The organism is Nostoc sp. (assembly GCF_036919675.1).
Lineage (GTDB): Bacteria > Cyanobacteriota > Cyanobacteriia > Cyanobacteriales > Nostocaceae > Nostoc.
Map to the genome: position 1 here is coordinate 127,755 of NZ_JBALCP010000050.1, position 25,066 is coordinate 152,820.

A 25,066-nucleotide genomic window follows, 5' to 3' on the forward strand; every position below is an offset into this window, starting at 1 on the left:
GATTATTCCAATGAAAATTTTATTTTTACATCCCAATTTTCCCTCGCAATTTCGCAACCTTGCGACAGTTTTAGGTAAAAATCATAATTACAAAGTCGTCTTTGGGACAAATCGTCGTGAAGGGGAAATACCTGGCGTTTATAAAGCTATTTACACTCCTTCTCGTGAAGCTGCTCCCCAAACCCACCACTATGTTCGCAACCTGGAAAATGCTGTTCTCACCGCGCAGGCTGTCTATCGCGTGGCAGAAAAATTAAAAGCTGAGGGTTTCGTTCCAGATATAGTTTATGGTCATTCTGGTTGGGGGCCGACTTTATTTATGAAAGATGTTTTTCCCAAAGCCGAATTATTGTGTTATTTCGAGTGGTTTTACCACGCTCACGGTTCTGATGCAGATTTTGATCCCAAGGAACCACTGAATGCTGATGATGTATGCCGCATCCGCGTAAAAAATGCGCCGATTTTGACTGATTTATATAGTTGCGATCGCGGCCTTTCTCCGACGAATTGGCAGCGACAGCAGTTTCCTAAAGAATATCATAGCAAAATCACTGTAATTCATGATGGTATTGATACCAATTTTTTTGTCCCTAAACCAGGCGCAAAGTTAGTTTTACCAAGAATCAATCTTGATCTTTCCCATGTGGAAGAGTTGGTAACTTATGTGGGACGGGGGATGGAACCTTATAGAGGTTTTCCGCAGTTTATGGAAACGGTGGCGCTAATTCAGCAGCGAAGACCTAAGTGCCATGTGGTAATAGTGGGAGAAGATAGGGTGGCCTATGGGAAGAATCTCCCTGATGGTCAGACTTATAAAAAATTAATGCTAGAAAAATTATCTTTGGATTTATCGAGGCTCCACTTTACAGATAGGCTTCCTTACAATGAGTACCTTCAAGTTTTGCAAGCTTCTTCTGCTCATATTTATTTAACCCGTCCTTTTGTTTTATCCTGGTCGATGTTAGAGGTAATGGCAGCAGGATGTTTACTAGTAGCCTCTAAGACTGCGCCAGTATTGGAAGTAGTACAGGATGGGGTGAATGGACTGCTGGTAGATTTCTTTTCTCCTCAGAATATTGCTAATCGAGTTGAAGAGGCGCTGAATCATCCTCAGGAGATGAAAGTGATTCGTGCGAATGCGCGAGAGACAATTGTGAAACGTTATGATTTAGCGAAACTGTTACCACAGCATTTGCAATGGATGTTCGCTGGTAAAATTTCTAATAGTTTGAAAAATCGCCCACCTTCTAAAGGATTTGGCAGGAATTAAATGAGTAGTTGGAGTTGAGTTTCCTGAAGTTTAATTGGGTACACTGAAATTTTTTGATTGGTAAAAACTAATAAAACAAGGATATTTACAAAAAATAAATCTATAGCCTCAATGCGAATTATTTTTACCATTGCCCATTTTTTTAAACCTAGCAGTGAGGGTCGTCATGCTTCCCAACATAAAGACCCGCAACCCCGCTTGCAGGCGTTAACTAAAAGCCTTATTACCTTACACCAATTATTTGGTAAATCTCAAAGTATCATCAACATTGCTCAACGACTAGCTTTCCCTGCTAACCAGCCGCAGTCACACGAACTAGATATTGTTATTTGTACAACCAAAGATGATCATCTCCTGAATCAGCTTCCCTTGCCATCTCATTTATATAGGCATCATTCTAGCAATGCAGAACCTTTGCTTTTGGGGTTTGAGTGCCAAGCTGTTCTGCAAAGTTGTCTCGGTCAGTATGATTATTACTGCTTTCTGGAAGATGACCTAATTATCTATGACCCTTGGTTTTTTATAAAATTAAACTGGTTTACCCAACAAGCTGGTGACTTAAACTTGCTCCAGCCAAATCGTTACGAAATCTCCCCTTACGGCTTGGTTCAGAAAGCTTACATTGATGGGGATTTGGCTTTACGAGTAACTGCTCCCTTTCAAAATGTGCAGGAGCAACAGGAACTCAATGGTACAATTATGAATGCACCAATTACCTTTCGTCGTGCCCTCAACCCTCATGCAGGCTGCTACTTTTTGAATGCAAATCAGATGGCTCAATGGGCTAATCAAACTTATTTTATCGACCGCGATATTAGCTTTGTTGGGCCTCTAGAAAGTGCTGCTACTTTGGGAATTATGAAGACATTCCGAATTTACAAAACCTCACCGGAGCAAGCAAGTTTTTTGGAGATTCAGCACTTTGGAACAGGATTTCTGGGGCTAATTGGAGGACAGGTGGGTTTGGTAGAGAGCTAAATCGAATCTAAGAGTTTGGTTTTTATGAAAAAATTAATCTATTAGGATTTTCCATAACCTATCAATGTTACTAAGTAATCATACAATCAATGTGGTTTCTAGAGAGCGATGTCTACGACGGGCTACGCCTACGCTGCTACTCTTACTCCATTAAGCATGAACCATTAAGTACTGACCGTTCCCATTGTATTCACCATCGCAACTAGCGAAATTCCGAATAAACCATATTAAATAAAACCTCCATATCCGGCGAAATTTTGCATAATCCATGCCATAATTCAAGTCTTTGATTGTTACCTGATTTTCGTCAAAATTGTCTAGCCATTTGGCAAATGTTTTAGAGTAATTGGAACCGTTAAGATACCATCTTTCAATTGTTTTGAGGTCTTGATTCCGGCTAGGAACTGCATCATAGTTCCAATACCTACCGTGGGGAAAAATGTATTTGTGCGTGAAAACGCTGGATATATTATTAGGGGTGCGAACTGTAATGATATGAATAAAAACCTTACCATTATCTTTCAGCAAACTCGCTAATTTTTGAAAAGAGTTAGTTAAATTACCAACATGACAAAAAACGCCAATCGAAAGGATTTTATCAAATTTTGTCTCAAATATTGTATTATTTAAATCTCCTTCATACAGCGTGAATCGACCTGAACTGAGGTTGCTTTCAGGATCTTGCATCTTCTGGCGCATATATTCACATTGCTCGTGACTCAAATTCAGACCGACAAATTTGACATTGGGGAATTTGGATAGAATGTAATTTGGCACACATCCCCAACCACAGCCAAAATCTAAGATATTATCTCCATCTTTAATGTCTAACTTCTGAATCACATCATCGATCATATGTATCTGAGATTGCTCAAGGTTTAATGCTCCTTTTTCCCACAGTCCCATGCTGTACTTAGGATAAATGAGTTTCCCATCACCCAACATCTTATTCAGCATCGCTTGAGGCAAATCATACTGAATTTTCATCAGATCCCGTGAACCTTCAGCAAGATGATCAGTTTCTTTTAATACCCATTCATAAGGTGCTAAAAGAGCGGGAAAATATTTAAAAAAGATAGGCATACAAGTATTAAAAAGAGATTCTAATACTGGATCAGGAACTTCTAACCCATTGATATAAGCCTCGGCTACCGCCATTTGTATTGTGTTGACTACCTCTACCGCCCCACGCGTTGCTGTATATGCTAGTGGGGTTTTAATATTCATATCTCCTACTAAAGGTATATACTTTTCTAGAGACTGTAGTGTATTTAGAGAAACCATGTTTAAACTCCTAATTTACTTTTAGTATTCAGTTATACTATACAATAGCAAAATTACGATAGCAAAATTAGGATAAAGATTACGTTAATTTTTGAAACTGTTTATTATAATATAAATTAAATTAAACAAAATTTAAGAAAAATTAAAGAATATTTATGGAACTTTGTAACGCTCAAAAGTTAATTCGCCAAGCAGAGTATGCAAAAAAATTGCGTCCCCTACTTCCTGCCAAAGTATTTCTCCCCGATCCAAGTAAATTAGTGATTTTATTAATTAATTGGGCAATTTTAATTCTAGGTTGGGCGATCGCATCTTATCTAGATCGTTGGAATTTATATCTTTTATGGCTTTATTTGCCTTTAGCTATAGTGATGGGTAATAGTGTTATCGTCTTGCTATTTAGCTCCCATGATCTGATGCACGGTAGCGTAATTAGAAACTCCCATATAATCAGAATTATTAGCTTGCTAGGGCTAGCAATGTTATGGATGCCACCCACATTGTGGAAAGCAGTACATAATCGAGAACATCATAATAAAACTAATTCTTTAGCCGATCCCGATCGCAATTACTTATACAACCAGCCGAAAACTTGGGGTAAATGGATTCAAAATGTATGCGTACCTTCTGCGGAGGTCAATCCTATCAGTTTAATAGTGGGAATGGCAACTGCATGGGGAACACATAATTTTCGGAATTTGACCTCTGTGCTATTCTTTAATCGTGAATCTGTGAATTTTGTTCCTGCTGCCTTTACAGTCAAAACTAAAGAGCGTTGGTTAATCGCAGGTGAACTTTTTGTAATTGCCATGATTCATTTGAGTATCTTGCTATATTTACAATTTGATTTCCTAAAAATCGTATTGAGTTACTTTTTGCCTATTGGGATTGGTTACGCTGGAGCAATATTTTATGTCTATACAAACCACATGCTTTGTCAGATGACAAGCGTCAACGATCCACTCATAAATAGTATTTCTCTGCGTGTTCCTCAAATATTTGACAAATTGCATTTCAATTTTTCTTATCATACAGAACATCATATTTTTCCAGGAATAAACTCTGACTATTATCCGCTAGTGCAAGAATTATTAAAGATCCACTATCCCGAACGTTTAAATTTATTGGATGCCAAAGATGCTTGGAACTTGCTTATGCAAACGCCAAGGCATTACAAAAATGAAGATACCTTTACCGATTGGTCGGGAGAAAAGTCTGTTCCTTGCGCTATCATCGAGAATTACAAAATTATGTAAATTGATGTTTGCTATCATCTTGGAAGCACTGCTCACCAAGAGATGCACAAAGATAGGTTTGAGTCTCACTGTTGCTAAAGCAACGGTGAGACTCAACTCCAAATATTTCAACGGCGAGTTGCGCTGGAAAATGTCAAAATTAAATGAGTTTTGCTTAAGCGCAAAGCGACTTGTCGCCAGACATCGCCACTTTACATAGCGCGGATTTGAGATAACTAAGTTTAAATTTATGGGCAAGCAACGTGTTCTTTCTGGAATTCAACCAACCGGCAATTACCATCTAGGTAACTACTTGGGAGCCATTCGCAACTGGGTAGAAGGTCAGAGCGAATACGAAAATTACCTTTTTGTAGCTGATTTGCACGCGATTACAGTGCCACACGACCCAAAACAGTTGGCAGCTGATACCTACACCCTTGCTGCTCTCTATCTAGCTTGTGGTCTTGATTTAAATCACTCCACCATCTTTGTCCAATCCCACGTTTCGGCCCACAGTGAACTCACCTGGTTTCTCAACTGCATTACACCTCTAAACTGGCTGCAAGACATGATCCAGTTTAAAGAAAAGGCACTCAAGCAGGGAGAAAATGTGAGTGCAGGCTTATTGGATTACCCTGTGCTGATGGCAGCTGATATTTTGCTTTACCAGGCGGATAAAGTGCCAGTGGGTGAAGACCAAAAGCAACACTTGGAATTAACACGAGATATTGCAGCTCGGTTAAATCACCAATTTGGTAAACCAGATCAGCCAGTTCTAAAGTTACCAGACCCTTTGATTCGTAAGGAAGGGGCAAGGGTGATGAGTTTGGCGGACGGTACACGCAAAATGTCGAAGTCTGATCCTTCAGAGTTAAGCTGGATAAGTTTGCTAGATTCACCAGAACAGATTCAATACAAAATTAAGCGTTGTAAAACTGATCCGATTCGTGGGCTGACTTTTGATGATCCAGCGCGTCCGGAGTGTAATAACTTGTTAACGCTGTATACACTGCTTTCTGGCAAGAGAAAGGAAGATGTAGCAGTTGAGTGTCAAGATATGGGCTGGGGACAATTTAAGCCATTGTTGACGGACACGATAATTGAGTCCCTGAAACCAATCCAAGAAAAATATCAAGAGATAACGGCGGACAAAGGCTATTTGGAATCTGTGTTGCGGGATGGAGGGGAAAAAGCTAGAGCGATCGCAAATCAAACTTTATCACAAGTAAAAACTGCTTTAGGCTACTCTCTTCCTTTATAGGTTTTCCTTCAGGTGTGATTTGCTATACCATTTAATAAATGGAAATTCTTAATTTTATGCATCACACCCATAGCCGCACAGCCTTCAAGAGAGCTGTACAAGCAGGTGAATTTCTAGTTACTGCCGAGGTAGCACCTCCGAAAGGGGGAGATCCAGCCCACATGATTCAAATGGCGGCGACCCTTAAGGGAAGGGTTCATGCTGTCAATGTTACTGATGGTAGCCGTGCAATGTTACGGATGTCTTCATTAATGGCGTCGGTGATTTTGTCACAAAACGGCATAGAGCCGATTTGTCAAGTTGCTTGCCGCGATCGCAACCGCATTGGTTTACAAGCTGATTTAATGGGCGCTCATGCTTTGGGTATCCATAACATTTTAGCTTTGACTGGTGACCCAGTAAAAGCAGGCGATCATGCAGATGCCAAAGCAGTATTTGATTTGGAAGCTGTGCGACTGCTGCAACTAATTCGGAAGATGAATCAAGGCGTTGATTGCAACGAGAAACCCTTGACTGATGGAGCGCTAGATTTATTTGTTGGTGCAGCGGTAGATCCACAATGTAAAAGTTGGTCGGGTTTGCAAAGTCGATTTGAACGCAAAATCGAAGCAGGAGCGCAGTTTTTTCAAAGTCAGTTGATTACCGATTTTGACCTGCTAGAAAAGTTTATGGACACAATTGCCGCTGGCTATAAAAAACCGATTTTGGCAGGAATTTTTCTGTTGAAGTCGGCAAAAAATGCCCAGTTTATTAATAGGTGTGTTCCGGGTGTAAATATTCCCCAACATATTATTGATAGATTGGCAAAAGCCAAAGACCCTTTTGAAGAAGGAATAAAAATTGCAGCCGAGCAAGTACAAATAGCGCGGCAATTGTGTCAGGGTGTCCATATGATGGCGGTGAAGCGTGAAGATGCGATCGTGCCAATTTTGGATTTAGCTGGGGTTGCTCCAGTTAATCAGTTGGTATCCAAGTAAAGAAGATAACGAATATTTTATTAAAGCAGATGGTAACAACCATCTGCTTTTTTATGCTGAAACAGAAGCATTTACACTATTTTTGATAAACTCCCTCGCCAAGAAAAACAATGTTTACAAGGGCACAAACAAAGCCCTGTCCCCCGAACAGGTGACAGAACTCCTCCTAAAGTTTGCTTCTGGTTCTCAGTGAATGGTGTAGCCGCCATCTACCACGAGTGCGTGACCAACCACTAGACTTGCTGCCGAACTACAAAGCCAAAGAACGGCATCTGCAATTTCCTCGGGGCGACCAACTCGACCGATTGGTACGTCTTTCATCATCGCTTTTAACGCGTCAGCCTGTCCCGCAGCAACCATTTGATCGGACATCGGGGTTTGGATGAGACCTGGGCAAACCGCATTGATGCGAATTCCTTTAGCCGCATATTCCAAAGCCGCGCTTTTGGTAAGCCCCAGTACTCCGTGCTTTGCGGCGTGATAGGTTCCACGCCCGGCACCGCCTACAACTCCTCCAATCGAAGAACAGTTGACTATCGCGCCACTCCCTTGCTTGCTCATCTGACGAAGCTCGAACTTCATGCAACTCCAGACGCCACGAAGATTGATGGCCATCACCCGATCAAAATCTTCTCGGGGGGAATCAGCGGTTTCCGCTAAAATGTTTTGAATACCAGCGTTGTTGTAGGCTGCATCCAACTGGCCGAACGTTGCAACCGTCTGCTCAACCATCGCTTCTACCTGGGCGTCATCCGATACGTCGCAATGGATAGCGATTGCTTTGTGACCTTGGGCAGTTAGTTCCTCGGCTGCTGAACGCGCTGCTTTCTCGTTCCAGTCTGCCAACACCACTGAAGCACCTGATTCAGCAAAAGCCTTCGCTGTCGCAAGACCCAATCCAGATGCAGCACCTGTTACCAGTGCAACTTTGTTTTCAAAAGATATGTTCATAACGAGTTCTTCATTTTCTTAACGAGTTATATCTTTCTTGTCCTTGTCTTAGGAAAAGCTCACGCTCATGCAGCCAAGCCCGATGGCCGAAACTTCCAAACCGCTTTTTCAGAGGCAAGCATTTTTGCATATTCTTTTCCTTTCATCCTAAAAGTATCTTCGTCAATCATTTACACATCAGCTTCCTCAAACATGTGCCGCGCAGCCACGGCTAAACTTGCTGTCGGCCAACCTGCATAAAAGGCAAGATGCGTAATCACCTCGGCCAGTTCATCGCGGCTGATGCCGTTCTCCAGTGCTTTCTTAAGGTGAAAAGGCAACTCATTTGTACGGTAGAGCAAGATAAGGCTGGCTACCGTGATTAGGCTTCGCGAGGGGAAAGCCCCGGACGCTCCCATACATCGCCAAACAGCACCTTGTCGCTGTAGTCAGCGAACGCTGGGGCAATATCGCCAAATGTTTTTTATGCGGGGGTAGGTTGATCGGACATAATTTGTTTCCTTCTGTTGTGGTATTAATCTGGCTGTACTGCCGACATATATTGTTCATCAGTAACCTTTTCCAGCCAATCGACAGCCTTGCCATTGAGCGCCTCCTGAATGGCGATATGGCTCATGCCAGTAGTGGCTGTTGCCCCATGCCAGTGCTTATGCCCCGGCGGGCAACTAATAACGTCACCAGCACGGATTTCCCGTTTCGGCCCGCCCCAGCACTGCGTCCAGCCGCAGCCGGATACCACAATCAAATTTTGGCCCAAGGGATGAGTGTGCCAAGCCGAGCGCGCGCCCGGCTCGAATGTCACCAAGCCGCCGGAAACACGGGCTGGCTCCGAAGCGCTGAATAATGGATCAATACGCACATTGCCGGTGAAATATTCTTCTAGCCCTTTCTGTGACGTCTGCGATCCGCTTCGCTTGATCGTTTGCATGTTATTTCTCTTTTATTTCACTTACTGGATAGCCGTAGTTTATTTTTAAATTAGCGATATATCCCTCTTCCATCACTCTTGGAAAAATCAATCGCTGCAAGGCTTACGAGACTTCACTTTCCAGGCTTTGGCTACCTTTTTGAATTTATATTAAAAAATAAAGCCTCAAACCTTGATTAGACTACGCCTACGCACTTCAAAACCTGGGTTACATCTTACCGTGTTGCAGCACTTGTTGTGGATGTTGGCGAATCTCTTGTGCGTGTTCAATATCAGATTGCCGTAATTTTTGGAACAACTCTACACAAGGTTGAGAACCTACTTTTTCTGCATCTTTGATGTAGGTATCGTAAGCTTTAACGGCTTCAGGCTTGTTCTGCAAAACGGTGACAAAATCATAATCCAAGTCGCTAATCGCTGTTTGAGATTGTCCGTTACCTGTATTTGTAGCCATTGCTTGAACCTCTTTTAGGATTTCTAATTAACACTTTACTCACCCTTAAAGAGCGATTCATCTTCCAAAAAGAGTATATTTCAATACGTCGGAAGTACCTTGCAAAAATAATTTCCTGATACAGCTTCACACAAAAGAGTGGGGAAATACTTTTTCGCCACTCCCCACTTCCCACTCCCCATTTTCATAACAATTTATCCAAGCGGTTGATTCTCATCACATTGACGTGAATACTGGAATTCCAACTCATTTTGCCGTTCCCTATCTCCTCTATGCACAATCGGGCACAACTTAGTATTAGCGCTCATACAATCCATGTGTGGCGTTTTAGCACAGACCACAAGTAGCCCACCCAAAACAAACAACAAACCACAAATTGCAGCTGTATTAACCCAAGAAATTTCCAGCGCTCCCTGAACTACTACTTCTCGCAGTAGAGATACAATTGTTACCTCAACTGCTACCCCCACAGAGATACTATGTTCTTGCAAGTAGACCATTAACAGTCGAAATAACTCGACCAAAATCAACACAAATAGGATTTTTGCAGTCACATGTTTATAATCCAGTTGCTGCGTAATGGCGATAAATAGCCCCCACAATTGCATCAGCATGACGGCAAACAAAGCTAAACACAAGACAATCACAATTAAGTCTTGGAAGGCTTCCATGTTGCGAACAATTGAGTGCCGATCAAGCCAGCGATCGGAAAATAAAAATCGACTTTTCTGGCGCTTTTGCATGTACGTTTCATTCCAATCGGGACAAGTTAAGACAACACCAGCGAGTCAACCCAATAGTTTTATGTTATGCAATATTAAGCTTTTACGCTTCAGCGAGGTTGGTAATTTAAATTTTGTGCCTGTTGCAACAATTGCCCGGCATTTTTTGCCCACGGAGGGTTACCCTGAGCATTGTATAAATCTCTGGCAAATTGGAATACTTGTACTGCATCTCTATATTGCTGTAGCTGCATAAAAACTAACCCTGCACCATAATAAGCGTTGGGATAGTTGGAATTAGCTTCGGCTGATTTTCTAAAAGCTTCTAATGCCTCTTGTAATTTGCCTTGCTGAAACAAAATTGAACCGAGATTGTAGTAGGCTTCTGGATACTTGAGATTAATTTTTACTGCCTGATTAAAGGCATTTTTTGCTTGCTCAAGTTTACCTTGTTGGAGATAACACATCCCCATATGATAAGGAGGTTCTGGTGCATTTTTGCTATATTCTATGGCTTTTTTAAAAGATGCGATCGCTCGCTCAAAATCTCGTTGTTGTTCTCGTACCAACCCCAAGTTATAGTGGGCAAATCCTAGTTTGGGATCAAGTTCTAACGCGCGTTGCAAATAATCGTTAGCTAACTTTAAATTATTACCTTCTAACAACGCACCACCTAAATTAGCAAAAGCAGGAGCAAATTTGGGATCGGCTTGCGTCGCTCGATAAAATGCATCCGCAGAGGGTTGTAATTGTCCCTTTTGTCGGAGTGCTAGCCCTAAATTATAGTGCGCTGGTGCTAATGTCGGATCTAATTGGGCTGCTTGTTTAAAAGCTGCGATCGCATCTTGTACCCTTCCCGCCTGAATTGCCTGTAAACCTTGGTTTAACCAGTCTATGGCAGTTTTACCATTAGATTGTGCCAGCTTTGAGGGGACAGGAGGAGATAAAGAAAGAGAAGGTGAAGCAATGCTAACAACCAGTATCAAACTTACTAACCCTGCTATGCGATATTTAGATAATGATAATCCCATTGATTTCCTGACTTGCAACACTTTCAGTTAAATTTACTTCATCAGAAGTTTTTTACAAAAATTTTTAATTTGCTATGAAAGTTTGTGATAGTTAACTTTTCTTAAGCTAAATCTTACGACAGGCTACAATTTTTTGAAGTTTCGATTAAAAGAAGGATAATAACAAATTAAAGAAGGGGTAATTTTGACTCCAGAGAACAATTTTTTATCCCTGATATATACAGCAGAATAATGCGGTTAGGAAAGACTTACCGCAAGGGGGGTTTTATGAACGAAAAAGTAAAATCGGGTTCGCGGAATGTTGCAATCGTCGGGCCTTATTTAAGTGGAAAAACCACTTTACTAGAAAGCTTGTTATTTGTCACAGGGGCAATTTCCCGCAAAGGGAGTGTTAAGGACAGCAATACAGTGGGAGATAGTGCTGCCGAGTCGCGCGATCGCCACATGAGTGTAGAAGTCAGCGCTGCTAGCACTGAGTATAGCGGCATTCGCTTCACTTTTATAGACTGTCCGGGAAGCGTAGAATTTGCCCAAGAAACGTACAATGCTTTAATCGGAGTGGATGCAGCAATTGTAGTTTGCGAACCCATACGCGATCGAGTCCTCACCCTTGCCCCTCTATTTAAATTCCTAGACGATTGGGAAATTCCCCATCTTGTCTTTGTAAACAAAATGGATCGGGCAAATATTCACGTTTTGGAAACGTTACACGCCCTGAAAGCAGTATCTAGCCGTCCCCTGGTAGCGCATCAATATCCGATCATGAACGGGGAACAACTCACCGGCTTTATTGATATGGTGAGTGAACAGGCATATAAATATCATCCAGGCGCACCTGCTGATCCCATCCCCTTTCCCGAAAGCTTAAAAGAAGAAGAACATATAGCACGAGCAGAAATGCTCGAAGCCCTAGCAAATTTTGACGACCATTTACTCGAAGAACTTTTAGAAGACATTGAGCCACCCCAAGAGGAAATCCTCAAAGATTTAAAAATGGAATTAGGGGCAGATTTGGTAGTGCCCGTTTTCTTTGGTGTGGCAGAACAAGATTATGGTGTTAGACCTCTATTAGAAGCCTTGTTAAAGGAAGCCCCCGAACCAGAAACCACAGCAGAACGTCGCTTAAAAAACTTAAAAGGTGATACAGCCTTAGCACAGGTATTAAAAACTTACTACACTCCCCAAGGTGGCAAACTCTCTCTGGTGCGTGTTTGGCGGGGCAAATTAACTGATGGTATTGTCCTCAATGGGATTCGGACTGGTGGAATTTACCGCCTCATGGGACAACAACAGCAGTTTGTTAACCAAGTTAATGCTGGTGAAATTGTCGCATTGAGCCGTTTAGAAGGAATCAAGACAGGGGATACAATCTCTATAGAACAGCAGTCTGCAATAGAATTACCCAAAGCTGTACAGTTGGAACCAGTGTATGCTCTGGCTATCACACCAGAAAAGCGCAACGATGAAGTTAAACTCAGCGGTGCCATTACCAAGTTATTGGAAGAAGACTGCTCACTTGCTTGGGAACAACACGGCGATACCCACGAAGTTATCTTGTGGGGTCAAGGTGAGATTCATTTGCAAGTCACCCTAGACAGACTGCGCCGCAAATATAACTTGCCAATGACAACCCACTTACCGCAAGTGCCTTACAAAGAAACCATCCGCAAAACGGTAGCTTCAGTTCATGGGCGCTACAAGCACCAAAGCGGTGGTCACGGACAGTTTGGTGATGTTTTTCTCGACATCAAGCCTTTACCACGCGGTACAGGTTTCAACTTCAATGAAACCATTGTCGGCGGCGTGGTTCCCAAACAGTACATTCCTGGGGTGGAAATGGGCGTGCGGGAATTTCTGACACATGGGCCTTTGGGCTTCCCAATAGTCGATTTGGCGGTAACTCTGACTAATGGTTCGTATCACAACGTTGACAGTTCCGAACAAGCCTTTAAGCAAGCTGCTCGATTGGCAATGCAAACGGGGATACCCCAAGCGGAACCTACACTGTTAGAACCAATTCTGCGGGTGGATGTTACCACACCTAGCGAATTTACCTCCAAAGTGCTGCAACTGTTGAGTGGTAGACGGGGGCAAATTTTAGGCTATGAGGGTAAAAACGATTGGCAAGGCTGGGATAATGTCTCTGCATATTTGCCACAAGCAGAGATGCAAAACTTTATTGTAGAGCTGCGATCGCTCACCCTTGGCGTTGCTTCCTTCCATTGGGAATATGACCATCTCCAGGAAGTGCCGGAAAAACTTGCTGAACGTGTGATTCACAGCAATGGTAATGGTGGTAACGGTAACGGCAAGTAATTTTGGATTTGGGTGTAGTTATGTTTAGGGACGCTCCTTGTGAGTGTCCTTAGTTTTTTTGTCTCATGCAGAGGCGCAGAGAGAAATAGGGCAAATAATGACCTTACTAACAGCTAAAGCTTAAAGCAGCCACTTGACGTTATAATAAAAAATTACAACTTTATCAACGTTTTGGTGAAGGCAAAGACCCTCTGAAATCTCCACCTTCCCATAAAGAACCATCAATCCAGCCATCATCTTCAGCATCCCACAGTAAATAATAGGCAAGCAATAGAGTATTTATAAATTTTTCCAGTGGTATCATCTAATGTTGTGCCATCATATTTAACATCTCTATTGTTGTCGAGCTTGATGATGCAAAACTTTGCTCTATATCATCGTAGCTACAAGAATATCCGGCAATGAATTTATCGAAGTATGGTTTATACTTCTCTACTGGATGGGGCTTTTTAAAGTTAGTGAAACGGACTTTACCTGGAAAAAAATCCAATTTTAGACCAGCATCATATACTTGAGAGCCTTCACCATAGATATAGTAATAAAGGGAAGTACCTTGATCATTAAAACTATATCTAGCAAAAATATCTCTGTTAAGGATAACTTCATTACTCTCAAACTCTGCGAGAACATTCGCTATCGACATAAAAATTATGTATAATTCCCCTACGGTTTAAATTTACCAATTATTAGGAAAAATCACCCAAACTTAACACCATCTATAGGTTTTACGTTTTTAGTCCAAATTAATCCATTTAAATCCATAAATGTTTCTCAATCTTGTTATAGTTATAATAGAGAAGCTACAGTTATATTATAGTTTTCCCTGAAATATCACTAAAGTAACAAAACTTCGTTTTTACACATATCGTTACATTAGTCAGTTGTGGAGTGCGAGCGCTATTTTCTTGTCGAGTAACCAATTAGCGATCGCACTTACCGGCACAATAACAGCAATGCACAATCATATTTTATAAAACTAATGTTTCCAGCTTTGCCTGTACTTCTTCTAATAAATCTTGTGCAATACTTTCAACAAATTTTACCTTTCTAGCTCTCCAATCTAATGTTTTAATTTGGTCTGCTAACACAACTCCTTTTGTTTGCATTTCTTCAACAAGTGGAACTTCAAAATTAAGTCCTTTTGAATTGCTAGTGATGAGACACACTAAAACCAAAGAAGCCATTCGATTGTATTTAATTGGAGATATAACAAGAACAGGGCGGTAGCCAATTTGCTCACGCCCAAGTTGTTGTAGTTCATTATTTAATGTTCTAGCAATATCATCGAATGACATTCCTGACGCATGAAGGATAAATGCACGTCGAATCGAATCAGCCGTGAACTGTTGTGCAGAGCCGAACTCTAATTTGACGATATCTCCTCTATCGGGGAAGTAGGGATTAACTACCAATCTTCATTCCCCACAGCGTTTCCTGTGTCAAATTCCGAATGAAAATTATCAGGAGTCATATCTTCAAGCAACTCCTCAAGTGTGTATTTTTTTCTTTTTTGTGGTGTAATTACAATACTATTACCTTCCACACTAAAACTTATACCTGTCCCTTCAGTTACGTGTGCTTGTTCAGCAATCGATCTGGGAATCCGAACAGCTAAACTGTTTCCCCATTTAGCAACAACTGGCGTCATAGCCATCTCCAAATGTTTTGTTAGAGAGCCACACGCCTAAACTTCAACATGAAGCAGCAAAATGCTCTTAATAGTTATTGTCTGACGTATATACTTTAAAGATACAAATTAAAATGACAGGTGTCAATACCCCTTTGTACGTGGGGTGTGCGATCGCATTTCTCCCATCCCCCTTTTTTTGGTTTGGATTTCAACCTCATGGAGCTACGATAGTTTAATGCTGGCTTTTACAAGCTCAATTTTAAATTTCAATGGTAAGTAATGGTAACACTTCAATTACAACAATTAAGTGTTCCGCCGGGACATAGAGTAATACTCCACGATGTTAGCTGGCAAGAATTTGAGGCAATTTTAGAAGAACTTGGCGACCATCGAGCCGCTCGATTGGCTTACAGCCAGGGAACTTTGGAGATGAGAATACCGTTACCGAAGCATGAAAAAGCCAAAGTGATCATTGGGGATTTGGTGAAAATTCTGCTGGAGGAGTTAGAGATTGACTGTGAGACATTTGGCTCAACCACCCTTAAACGTGAAGATATGGCTTTGGGTGTAGAGCCTGATGACTCTTTCTACATTCAAAATCATGCTCGGATGATTGGTAAAGAGCGAATAGACTTAAAAGTTGATCCGCCACCTGACCTTGCAATTGAAGTTGATGTTACTTCCAAAACTCAACTGGATGCTTACGAAGTATTAGGAGTTCCTGAACTTTGGCGATATGAAGATAGGAAGCTACAAATTAATATTCTTCAGGATGGCAAATATATTGAGTCTGAAATTAGTTCAACTTTTCCCAACTTTCCCATTGTTGAAGTTATTCCCCGGTTTGTTGAACAGAGCCGAACTTTAGGTAGAAGTCCAACGCTTAGAGCATTTCGTCAATGGGTAAGAAAGGAAATCAACCCAACTTAATGTAAGCCTTGCTCTTTTAACAACTCGCTCATCCAAGCTGAATAAACTTCTCCAAGGGGCGGAACTGCTTCACGAGTGTAGTCTATAGCCAAATCAAATCCGGCGCGTTGGCGCAGCCCGCACTTCGGCATGGTTCGACTGCGCTCACCAGCCGTTCAGTGACCACCGTAGGCATCGCAAACATAAATTTGCTTACGAATTTTGCTTGACAAAATTTTAATTTTGTGCTGTCTATACATTATTTGCTAGTTTTGGTTCATGCCCCGTCCAAGCGTGGGCGGAACAATTCCAAAATCGTCAATTCCATTATCGTCAAGCCCCGTACCCGTACTTCTCTGCGAGACGCTAACGCGAACGTCCCGCTACGCTAACGTGGTCGGGGTCAATCCAAAAGACGCTCGATAACTCGCTAACGCTACGCTATCGTCAATCCAAAATCCAAAATTGGTTGACTCCTATGCCGCCCTTACAAAACCTCAAACTCTTCTAAACTTATCCCAGCTTGTCGTAAAATACTGCCCAGCGTACCAATAGTAATTTCTCGATGACGAGGCACAATCGCAGTTGACTAATATTTTATTGATTTATTATACTTAGGCTTACTTATCTTTATAATTCTGTCTGCCTTATCCTGTGCTTCTTGAATAGTACTCATTCGCTCAATTTTGACCTTGCATCCTGGAACACGGTTTCTCCCTGGTTGTAAATGTTTCTGAATTGTTATATAAATTTCTCCTTTCTTCGCTACTCCTGTATAATTATTTTTGCCTCCTTTAGTTAAAATTTTATAACCTATCGGTTTATCGTTAGATAATTGACTAATTCCTTCAAGAGTAAAATTTACACTTTTGGTTTTTGATTTTGGTTTGTTAGCATCATTTAATGAGTTGTTACGTGCGATAATAGTTTTTTGGTCAGGCTTGGGTTTATCAATATTCGGTGTTTCGATACTATCTGCTATAACCCTAGCTTTGGGTACATTCTTAGTAGAAGTTAAAGTATTTAAGTTTGCATTTATAAGCTTCTGAATAATAATCTGTCCAAATTTTTCAGGTGTAATTTTTTGTAAATTAATATAACCAATTGTTGGAAGAAGCCCTGGAATTTCTGTATCATCAAACTTGGCAGGTAAAAGATAATCTTCTTCTCTTTTGAATGCACGAGCCTGAGCGCTTTCTCTTTCGTGATTAGTCCAATTTTTCCTTAAATAATGTTTAGAAATAAACATGACACAAAAATGTGCTTCATTACGATAAATTTCATCTAAATGAACATACAAGTTCTTGCCCCAAAGATTAACCTGTTCAAATTCGTCATAGAAAACTTTGATACCAGCAGCTTGAAGATTAATTGCAACTGCTCGAACATATTCTCGATTTTCACTTGCAAAAGACAATGCAACATGGTATTTTTTGACCATAATTAATAATTTGCAGTACTACACAGTAAAAAAACGTATTTTTTTATGTTGTACGAAAATGACACTGCCATACTAAGATTATGCAGTGAAATTTACAGTATGACTTCACCTCACCTCAATTTAGTATTAGAATTCCGCTAGAGCTTGAACAGAGGCAATGGGTTATGCCAAGCAGAATGGCATGACAAAGACAAAAGTGATGATTGATGCCTTAGCTCACTACCTTGTTGTGCTGAGGATGTGCATTGAAGCCGCAAACGCTTATTTGCTAAGATTTTCAGTGCGACAACATTGAAACAGGGCAACTTCTGATCACCATGCCAACATCTACAATCGACAGTAAAGACGCAGCAGCTATCCAAGCCGCCAGAGTTGGGGTTGCTATATGCGATCGCTCTGGCTGGGGACGCATCAAAGTGTCTGGCGACGATCGCCTTAACTTTTTACACAACCAAAGTACTAACAATTTCCAAATACTTAAGCCAGGACAAGGTTGTGACACGGTTTTCGTCACTTCCACAGCCAGAACAATTGATTTAGCAACTGCCTACGTTAGAGAAGATGCGGTAATCTTGCTGGTTTCACCCAACCGCCGCCAATTTCTCATGGAATGGCTGGATAAATATATTTTCTTTGCAGATAAGGTGGAATTATCTGATATCACACAATACACCAACACCTTCAGCCTCATTGGCCCAGGAAGCGACGCTGTTTTAGAAAAGTTGGGTATTGGTGAACTCATCGGGCAACCTTACGGTAGTCACAAAGTATACACTATTGCTCCCGCTGAGGGAGTGCGGATTGCTGTGGGCAGTGGGTTAGCGGCTCCCGGATACACCTTAACTTTCCCCTATACTGACAAAGCAACGGTGTGGAACAAATTGTTAGAAGCTGGGGCGGTAGAGATGAGCGATCGCGCTTGGGATGCCTTGCGAATCTTACAAGGCCGCCCCGCCCCAGATGCTGAACTCACAGATGATTACAATCCTCTGGAAGTTGGTTTGTGGCAAACAATTTCTTTTAATAAAGGTTGCTATATTGGGCAAGAAACCATCGCTCGGTTAAACACATACAAAGGTGTAAAACAACACCTTTTGGGTATCCGCCTCAGTGCCCCGGCGTCAGTTGGAAGTGCGATCGCAGTTGGAGATGAAAAGGTCGGCAAACTTACCAGTTACACAGAAACTGCTGATGGTTATTTTGGACTAGGTTACATTCGCACTAAAGCTGGTGGCGTGGGCTTGAAAGTCAAAGTGGGAGAAACTGAAGGTGAAGTAGTAGAAATCCCGTTTGTTTCTCAGGAATACCCATAAGCAATTCAAATCAAAATATCTTTCTCTTTATCCTGAGTGCCGTAACAGAATTCATCTACCCAAGAAGCTAGACTACGGGCATTAGTGGTTGGGATTAAATTCACTTTGCTTTTAACGTGTTGTGGTTGGATATTCGGATGTTTGCCGTTGCTCTTAACCTCGGTAGTAATTGCTAGCGATGCTCCTGAAGGGAGCCGCCCCTTGGGCGATATCTGACGACAAGCTGCTTTGCTGCTACGCACTGGTTTGCGGTTACTACAAATCTCAATGGTAGTTGCCAGCAATGCGCCTACAGGGAGCCACCCCTTGGGCGATGTCTGACGACAAGCTGCTTTGCTGCTACGCACTGTTTTGTCGTTGCTCTTAACCTCGCTAGCTAATGCCACAGATGGCATAGTTTTGGCTTTGCTGTTAGCCTCATTGGTCATTGTCAGCGATGCTTCTGAAGATAACTTACCAGAGTGCGATCGCGCTGGTTGATATTCGTTTATGAAACTGGAGGATGGCGTTTTTACTGGAATATCAGGAGCAATTTTAGTAGCAAATGCAGCTATCAACTCAGGTTTGCTTGTCTGAACTACCTCAGTGGTAGCTGTAAATGATGGCACAAGTTGATCGGCACGTGGCAAGTTGAAGTCTAGAGTCTTGGCAGGAGAATGAGGTGCAATCTGGCTGGCAGTTACAACCGATGACACATGTTGATCCTCAGAATGCTTTTCATGTGGCAACTCGCTTTCAACTTGGCTGCTAGCCATAGAATGTTCTGATTTTATTAAACGTAACTCTTGATCAGGATTGAAGTTAAGACCTAAAGCGGCGACTATTTTATCTGGATCGTTATTCAGATCCAGCATAAAAGAAAGTATTTCATCAAACTGGGGTTCCAAAACAGACAATGTTGCCAAAATAAAACCGGACAAAGGACGCCGCAGACCATCGTAAGTCCCCCAAATTCCGATTTTGACCAGCCAGGGAATATTTTGCTCGTAGTAAATCAGCCACTTTTGTTTTAAGGATTGACGCAGCTGCTGGATATTCATTGGATGCCTCACTTCAGTCAACAAGATTACAGAGCTTGATATTGTTAATTAATTTGATTTCTGGGGATGAAACCGATAATAGAGCATCTGTTCAACTCTTTGACCACCGAGTAAATGCTCTTCTATCAGTAAAGATACTTCATCCGGTTGAACTCCGCTATACCAGACCATATCGGGTAATATCAGCACCATCGGCCCATTGCCACATTGTCCCAAACAGCTGCTAGCCGTTACCGTTACACCAGGGATTGGCAAAGCCATAAAAGCTGCTAAAACCTTGAGGGCACCTTGCTTTTTGCAGGTGCGATTTTGACAAACCTGTACACATTTAGCAGAAGAGGGTTGGTCTATTATCGGGAAGTTTGATGGTTGAGTTATGTTTGACATTTTTTAACGAACCGCTCCAGACGCAGAGGATACACAGGAGGATAAGCGGGATAGAAAAGAAGCAGGGGAGCAGAGGGGCAAAGGAGAATAATTAATAACCAATACTTTGATGCCGCTGGTTACTGAGCGTAGCCGAAGTAAGCTAAAAATCTTTTAATTTGCATCCTCCAAAAAATAAATCTCTTGTGGGGTGGGCATCTTGCCCGCCCTAGTTGTGCAAATAAAATACGCGACAGCTTATCAGTACAAGTGCCCAATGCCCTATAACTAATCTATTGAAAGTCCTTTTGAAGCTAGCCATTCAGGGTTGAATATCCGCGACTGATACCGGGAACCACTATCACATAAGATGGTGACAATGGTATGTCCTGGCCCCAACTGCTTCGCTAGGGCAACAGCGGCACCAACATTAATACCTGTTGAACCGCCCATTAACAGCCCATCTTTCCTCAGCAGTTGGTAAACTACCCGCAAAGCTTCTTTGTCATCGATTTGGATAGCATCATCAGCAGGTGCGCCTTCCATATTGCCTGTGACACGACCATTACCAATGCCTTCGGTGATGGAATTTCCTTCTATGTTAATTTCGCCGGTTTTGATATAGCTATAAAGTCCACTACCCAGCGGATCAGCAACAACGCATTTAATCACCGGATTTTGTTCTTTCAAGTACAATGCCACACCAGCAAAAGTACCACCAGTACCAGTTGCAGCCGTCCACGCATCTATTTTACCATCTGTCTGCGTCCAAATTTCTGGCCCTGTGGTTTCGTAGTGGGCGCGGCGGTTGGCTAAGTTATCAAACTGATTCGCCCAAATGGCATTTTCTAACTCAGCAGCAACTCTGCCAGATAGCTTGACGTAGTTGTTCGGGTCTTTGTAGGGTACAGCGGGGATGGGACGGACTTCTGCTCCTAGTGCTGTTAGTGCGTCTATTTTTTCTTGTGACTGAGTATCGGGAATAATAATTAGGCATTTGTAGCCTTTGGCGTTGCAAATATGTGCTAGTCCAATGCCAGTATTACCAGCGGTTCCTTCTACAACGGTGCCACCGGGTTTGAGTAAACCTCTCTCTTCGGCATCTTCGATGATGTAAAGTGCGGCGCGGTCTTTGACGGAACCGCCAGGATTGAGGAATTCTGCTTTACCAAGGATTTCACATCCTGTTTCTTCGCTGAAGCTGTTTAAGCGAATCAGAGGTGTATTACCAACAGCGCCGACGAAGCCATTTTTAATATCCATTTTGACTGTACCTGTGTGAGTATCTATAAAAATTTTGGCTTATAGTAGTGGCGTGATTTACAGCTTCTTTAGCTAAAATCCTGTTTTGACACTACCAAACTTTACTCATGTTCAAAACAAACCCAGGTAATACCAATTCACCGCTGACAGTCGCGGGATTTTCTAAACATTCCTCTGGCACACCAGGACGATAAATATAGACTCGGCGATGCTTGCGGTCAATTAACAAGCCTAGCTGTATTCCTGGCTCCCTGATATATTCCTGCATTTTCTCCTTCAAGGGTTTGAGGTTATCAGAAAGCGACCTCAGTTCAACTACAAAATCTGGACAGAGTGGCACGAATTTCTCTTGCTGTTCTGCTGACAAACTATTCCAACGTTCTAATTTCATCCATGAGACATCCGGCGATCTATCTGCACCTGTTGATAGCTTAAATCCGGTGCTGGAGTCAAAACAAACACCTGTCCCGTCTTTTTCTGCCCAAACATATAATTGACCAGCGATGCTGAAGTTACGATTACCTGTTTTTCCACCAGTGGGGGGCATAATTGATATTTCTCCAAATTGATTCCGCTCAATGCGTAAGTCACGATTAACCTGACAAAAGTCAAAAAACTGTTCGTCTGTCATTTGCATTGAGGGGGGAATTTGTACAACTAAAGGGGATGAAAGCATGATGATTTCCTCCAGGTTTTGCTGTCTACCCGACTGGCTTTTATTTCTTATTCTCACGCAAGTCATTCTTTTGGTGATCCGGTAATATTCGTTTTCGCCACAAATTTCCGGAAAGCAAGTGCATTTTGGGGGATCTAACTCTAGCTTAAGTTTACCAGGCAATGAAAATTACAGTAGTAATATTACTGGGGATTTGAAATATTTAAGTAAGCTACTATACAGCATAATTGATGAATAAATGCTGATATCATTTCATTGTCTTAGATGGGGTGGACACGATGACATCTGAAAGCGATCGCCAAAAAGAACTTGAACACCGGCAACGTATACAACGAGAAGTTGATTTGCGGCTCCAGGAAATGGAAGCTAAAATGTATGCTTCCGATGCAGCTTTGCATGAAACTGTGAAGCATCAGCCAGAAAATTCCCAGGAACCTTGGATGAAAAAAGTGATTTTCGGTGGGAAGCTGTTTGCTCTTGGTGTGGTAGGGCTGGTTGCAGTGAAAATAGCCTCACTGGTGGCTGGGTTTATTATTGTTGCAGCGCTAGGGTGGATGTCTTACAAATTATTTTTTGAATCTAAAAAAAGCAATCTTTAATAAAGGTGTAACTATTATGATTGAGCAGGTAACAACTGACAGATTTATCCAAGATTTAGAGCGTGTTGCTCAAGTGCGCTCTGAGATTTCTGTGTGTTTGAGTAAACTGGCTGAAACAATTAATAAAGCTGAGTTGGCTGGAGACTCTTCATCAGGAAAACTCAGTTTAGAGCGAGATATTGAAGATATTACAGTAGCTAGTAAAAACCTCCGTCAAGGTGTATTTCGCCTTTTAGTTTTGGGCGATATGAAACGGGGAAAAAGCACCTTTCTTAACGCCTTAATTGGAGAAAATTTACTACCGAGTGATGTTAACCCTTGTACCGCAGTGTTAACAGTTTTACGCTATGGGCCAGAAAAGAAAGTCACCATTCATTTTAATGATGGAAAAAGTCCGCAACAGCTAGATTTTCAAAACTTTAAATATAAATATACCATTGATCCAACTGAAGCTAAAAAACTAGAGCAGGAGAAAAAACAAGCATTTCCAGATGTTGATTATGCAGTAGTTGAGTATCCCTTAACGCTACTAGAAAAGGGAATTGAAATTGTCGATAGTCCAGGATTGAATGATACAGAAGCGCGAAACGAATTATCTTTGGGTTATGTAAATAACTGCCATGCAATTCTATTTGTAATGAGAGCTTCTCAACCTTGTACTTTGGGTGAGCGTCGCTACCTAGAAAATTATATCAAAGGTCGAGGATTGACGGTTTTCTTCTTAGTTAATGCTTGGGATCAGGTGCGGGAATCATTGATTGATCCTGATGATGTAGAGGAGTTAAAAGGATCTGAGGAGAGATTGCGGCAAGTATTTAACGCGAATTTAGCAGAATATTGTACTGTAGAAGGTCAGAATATTTATGACGAACGCGTATTTGAGCTTTCGTCAATTCAAGCACTCAGACGACGATTGAAAAATCCCCAAGCTGATTTAGAGGGGACTGGCTTTCCAAAGTTTATGGATTCGCTTAATACTTTTCTTACCAGAGAACGGGCGATCGCAGAACTCCGTCAAGTCAGAACCTTAGCAAGACTTGCCTGCAATCATACCCGCGAAGCAGTTGCTAGACGTATACCATTACTTGACCAAGATGTAAATGAATTGAAAAAACGGATCGATTCAGTAGAACCTGAGTTTAACAAACTCACAGGTATCCGAGATGAATTCCAAAAAGAAATTATCAATACAAGAGACACTCAAGCAAGAACAATTTCGGAATCTTTTCGTAGCTACGTTTTAAACTTAGGTAATACCTTTGAAACCGATTTCTTACGCTATCAGCCAGAATTAAATTTATTTGATTTTCTCAGTAGTGGTAAACGAGAAGCATTTAACACCGCACTGCAAAAAGCCTTTGAGCAATATATCACTGATAAATCTGCTGCTTGGACATTAACTGCTGAAAAAGATATCAATGCAGCTTTTAGAGAACTTTCTCGCAGCGCTGCACAATATGGCGCATCTTACAGTCAAGTCACAGATCAAATTACAGAAAAACTCACCGGACAAGACGTAAAGGTAAATACCACTACTACTGAAGATGATAACTCTCCTGGCTGGGCAAAATGGGCAATGGGATTGTTATCACTATCTAACGGAAATCTTGCTGGTTTCGCACTAGCTGGAGCCGGATTTGATTGGAAAAATATCTTGTTAAACTACTTCACTGTAATTGGTGTTGGTGGGATAATTACCGCAGTGACAGGTATTTTTCTTGGGCCTATCGGGTTTGCACTGCTAGGTTTGGGAGTAGGATTTTTGCAAGCAGATCAAGCGCGTAAAGAGTTAGTTAAAACTGCTAAAAAAGAGTTAGTTAAACATTTACCCCAAGTGGCACATGAGCAATCTCAAGTTGTATACAATGCCGTGAAAGAGTGTTTTGATTCTTACGAAAGAGAAGTGAGTAAGCGGATTAACGATGATATTGTATCTCGCAAATCTGAATTAGATAATTTAGTCAAGCAGAAAGAAACCCACGAGATAAATCGTGAGAGTGAGTTCAAACGTTTAAAAGATTTACAGGAAAATGTAATAGCTCAGTTGCAAAAAATTGAGGCAGCTTATAGCAACTTATTAGCTTTCTATAGCTAATATATCTCATTACTCTCGTTCCCAGCTACTGGCTGGGAATGCCTACTGGGAGGCTCTGCCTCCCATAACCATAAATAGCAAAACGTAAATAAATTAAAGTTTGTAGTAAGGGTTTTAGTCCTGATAAACTTTGTTATGAGCGATGATTCGCTCACTACGAACTAGGATTTTATTGTATGTTTAATTATGCTTATAGCAGTCCTAAATCATTTGTAAAAATAAATTAACCGCAGGGAGCATGTCAACTTTGCTAGAACAGATGAACTATTGAAGAGTGGCAGAATCAATGAAAATAGAGGAAGAAATCAATTCTTACTCAACAATGAA

Annotated in this window: 26 protein-coding genes; 10 read left to right on the plus strand and 16 right to left on the minus strand. The window is 41.6% G+C overall.

The genetic code is table 11. From position 1 onward, the window contains the following. Positions 1-10: 10 nt before the first annotated feature. Together V7K49_RS09830 and V7K49_RS09835 are read left to right on the plus strand one after the other, a co-directional pair. On the plus strand, positions 11-1,270 hold the full coding sequence (locus tag V7K49_RS09830; protein ID WP_335205398.1) for a glycosyltransferase family 4 protein: 1,260 nt from the start codon (positions 11-13) through the stop codon (positions 1,268-1,270). Between the two features lie 111 nt (positions 1,271-1,381). After that, positions 1,382-2,248: a calcium-binding protein gene (locus V7K49_RS09835; protein WP_335205399.1), complete on the plus strand. Its 867-nt coding sequence runs from the start codon at positions 1,382-1,384 to the stop codon at positions 2,246-2,248. Positions 2,249-2,398: 150 nt separating this feature from the next. On the opposite strand, the gene V7K49_RS09840 is transcribed toward V7K49_RS09835, so the two are convergent. Then, complete coding sequence (locus tag V7K49_RS09840) at positions 2,399-3,532, minus strand: SAM-dependent methyltransferase (RefSeq protein ID WP_335205400.1); 1,134 nt, start codon at positions 3,530-3,532, stop codon at positions 2,399-2,401. 155 nt (positions 3,533-3,687) lie between these two features. Between V7K49_RS09840 and V7K49_RS09845 the strand changes: the two genes are divergently transcribed. The 3 genes from V7K49_RS09845 (at position 3,688) to V7K49_RS09855 (ending at position 7,005) form a co-directional block, all read left to right on the plus strand. Beyond that, complete coding sequence (locus V7K49_RS09845) at positions 3,688-4,788, plus strand: fatty acid desaturase family protein (protein WP_335205401.1); 1,101 nt, start codon at positions 3,688-3,690, stop codon at positions 4,786-4,788. A 229-nt stretch (positions 4,789-5,017) separates the two neighbouring features. Beyond that, positions 5,018-6,028: a tryptophan--tRNA ligase gene (gene trpS, locus V7K49_RS09850; RefSeq protein ID WP_335205402.1), complete on the plus strand. Its 1,011-nt coding sequence runs from the start codon at positions 5,018-5,020 to the stop codon at positions 6,026-6,028. A gap of 56 nt (positions 6,029-6,084) precedes the next feature. Continuing rightward, positions 6,085-7,005, plus strand: a complete 921-nt coding sequence (locus tag V7K49_RS09855) for a methylenetetrahydrofolate reductase (RefSeq protein ID WP_334866842.1) — start codon at positions 6,085-6,087, stop codon at positions 7,003-7,005. Positions 7,006-7,191: 186 nt separating this feature from the next. Here V7K49_RS09855 and V7K49_RS09860 read toward each other — a convergent pair whose 3' ends face one another. The 6 genes from V7K49_RS09860 to V7K49_RS09885 all read right to left on the minus strand — a co-directional run bounded on the left by V7K49_RS09860 (position 7,192) and on the right by V7K49_RS09885 (position 11,091). Beyond that, positions 7,192-7,956, minus strand: coding sequence for a glucose 1-dehydrogenase (locus tag V7K49_RS09860; RefSeq protein ID WP_335205403.1), 765 nt, complete (start codon positions 7,954-7,956; stop codon positions 7,192-7,194). A 170-nt stretch (positions 7,957-8,126) separates the two neighbouring features. Next, complete coding sequence (locus V7K49_RS09865) at positions 8,127-8,354, minus strand: carboxymuconolactone decarboxylase family protein (RefSeq protein WP_335205404.1); 228 nt, start codon at positions 8,352-8,354, stop codon at positions 8,127-8,129. Positions 8,355-8,470: 116 nt separating this feature from the next. Continuing rightward, complete coding sequence (locus V7K49_RS09870) at positions 8,471-8,884, minus strand: (R)-mandelonitrile lyase (protein ID WP_335205405.1); 414 nt, start codon at positions 8,882-8,884, stop codon at positions 8,471-8,473. A 208-nt stretch (positions 8,885-9,092) separates the two neighbouring features. Beyond that, on the minus strand, positions 9,093-9,338 hold the full coding sequence (locus V7K49_RS09875) for a hypothetical protein (RefSeq protein WP_335205406.1): 246 nt from the start codon (positions 9,336-9,338) through the stop codon (positions 9,093-9,095). A gap of 194 nt (positions 9,339-9,532) precedes the next feature. Further along, positions 9,533-10,081: a phosphate-starvation-inducible PsiE family protein gene (locus tag V7K49_RS09880; RefSeq protein ID WP_335205407.1), complete on the minus strand. Its 549-nt coding sequence runs from the start codon at positions 10,079-10,081 to the stop codon at positions 9,533-9,535. Between the two features lie 89 nt (positions 10,082-10,170). Next, positions 10,171-11,091: a tetratricopeptide repeat protein gene (locus V7K49_RS09885; RefSeq protein WP_335205408.1), complete on the minus strand. Its 921-nt coding sequence runs from the start codon at positions 11,089-11,091 to the stop codon at positions 10,171-10,173. A gap of 267 nt (positions 11,092-11,358) precedes the next feature. On the opposite strand from V7K49_RS09885, the gene V7K49_RS09890 reads away from it, so the two are divergent. Beyond that, positions 11,359-13,407 (plus strand): elongation factor G, encoded by a 2,049-nt coding sequence (locus tag V7K49_RS09890; protein WP_335205409.1) that lies wholly within the window; start codon positions 11,359-11,361, stop codon positions 13,405-13,407. 304 nt (positions 13,408-13,711) lie between these two features. On the opposite strand, the gene V7K49_RS09895 is transcribed toward V7K49_RS09890, so the two are convergent. From V7K49_RS09895 to V7K49_RS09905, 3 genes are all read right to left on the minus strand, one after another. Beyond that, on the minus strand, positions 13,712-14,050 hold the full coding sequence (locus V7K49_RS09895) for a hypothetical protein (protein ID WP_335205410.1): 339 nt from the start codon (positions 14,048-14,050) through the stop codon (positions 13,712-13,714). A gap of 325 nt (positions 14,051-14,375) precedes the next feature. Further along, a complete protein-coding gene (locus V7K49_RS09900; RefSeq protein WP_335205411.1) occupies positions 14,376-14,819 on the minus strand; it encodes a type II toxin-antitoxin system PemK/MazF family toxin in 444 nt (147 codons plus the stop codon). Continuing rightward, the gene (locus V7K49_RS09905) at positions 14,813-15,055 is read right to left on the minus strand and encodes an AbrB/MazE/SpoVT family DNA-binding domain-containing protein (RefSeq protein WP_335205412.1); all 243 of its coding nucleotides are present in this window, start codon (positions 15,053-15,055) and stop codon (positions 14,813-14,815) included. The genes V7K49_RS09900 and V7K49_RS09905 overlap by 7 nt, the downstream gene beginning before the upstream one ends. Positions 15,056-15,316: 261 nt before the next feature. On the opposite strand from V7K49_RS09905, the gene V7K49_RS09910 reads away from it, so the two are divergent. Beyond that, the gene (locus V7K49_RS09910; RefSeq protein ID WP_335205413.1) at positions 15,317-15,967 is read left to right on the plus strand and encodes a Uma2 family endonuclease; all 651 of its coding nucleotides are present in this window, start codon (positions 15,317-15,319) and stop codon (positions 15,965-15,967) included. On the opposite strand, the gene V7K49_RS09915 is transcribed toward V7K49_RS09910, so the two are convergent. Together V7K49_RS09915 and V7K49_RS09920 are read right to left on the minus strand one after the other, a co-directional pair. Next, a complete protein-coding gene (locus V7K49_RS09915; protein WP_334866694.1) occupies positions 15,964-16,098 on the minus strand; it encodes a hypothetical protein in 135 nt (44 codons plus the stop codon). The genes V7K49_RS09910 and V7K49_RS09915 overlap by 4 nt on opposite strands. 437 nt (positions 16,099-16,535) lie before the next feature. Next, on the minus strand, positions 16,536-17,387 hold the full coding sequence (locus tag V7K49_RS09920) for a toll/interleukin-1 receptor domain-containing protein (protein ID WP_335205414.1): 852 nt from the start codon (positions 17,385-17,387) through the stop codon (positions 16,536-16,538). Between the two features lie 317 nt (positions 17,388-17,704). Between V7K49_RS09920 and ygfZ the strand changes: the two genes are divergently transcribed. Beyond that, the gene (gene ygfZ / locus V7K49_RS09925; protein WP_335205415.1) at positions 17,705-18,700 is read left to right on the plus strand and encodes a CAF17-like 4Fe-4S cluster assembly/insertion protein YgfZ; all 996 of its coding nucleotides are present in this window, start codon (positions 17,705-17,707) and stop codon (positions 18,698-18,700) included. Positions 18,701-18,705: 5 nt separating this feature from the next. On the opposite strand, the gene V7K49_RS09930 is transcribed toward ygfZ, so the two are convergent. The 4 genes from V7K49_RS09930 to V7K49_RS09945 form a co-directional block, all read right to left on the minus strand. Then, on the minus strand, positions 18,706-19,740 hold the full coding sequence (locus V7K49_RS09930; RefSeq protein ID WP_335205416.1) for a DUF5331 domain-containing protein: 1,035 nt from the start codon (positions 19,738-19,740) through the stop codon (positions 18,706-18,708). 48 nt (positions 19,741-19,788) lie between these two features. After that, entirely contained in the window at positions 19,789-20,127 is a 339-nt protein-coding gene (locus tag V7K49_RS09935; protein ID WP_335205417.1) for a (2Fe-2S) ferredoxin domain-containing protein, read from the minus strand. A gap of 267 nt (positions 20,128-20,394) precedes the next feature. Next, positions 20,395-21,369 (minus strand): cysteine synthase A, encoded by a 975-nt coding sequence (locus tag V7K49_RS09940; RefSeq protein ID WP_334866705.1) that lies wholly within the window; start codon positions 21,367-21,369, stop codon positions 20,395-20,397. 91 nt (positions 21,370-21,460) lie between these two features. Then, positions 21,461-22,045, minus strand: coding sequence for a Uma2 family endonuclease (locus V7K49_RS09945; RefSeq protein WP_334866707.1), 585 nt, complete (start codon positions 22,043-22,045; stop codon positions 21,461-21,463). A gap of 278 nt (positions 22,046-22,323) precedes the next feature. Between V7K49_RS09945 and V7K49_RS09950 the strand changes: the two genes are divergently transcribed. Together V7K49_RS09950 and V7K49_RS09955 are read left to right on the plus strand one after the other, a co-directional pair. After that, complete coding sequence (locus V7K49_RS09950) at positions 22,324-22,644, plus strand: DUF3040 domain-containing protein (protein ID WP_334866709.1); 321 nt, start codon at positions 22,324-22,326, stop codon at positions 22,642-22,644. 16 nt (positions 22,645-22,660) lie between these two features. Beyond that, a complete protein-coding gene (locus V7K49_RS09955; protein WP_335205418.1) occupies positions 22,661-24,739 on the plus strand; it encodes a dynamin family protein in 2,079 nt (692 codons plus the stop codon). Positions 24,740-25,066: the final 327 nt, after the last annotated feature.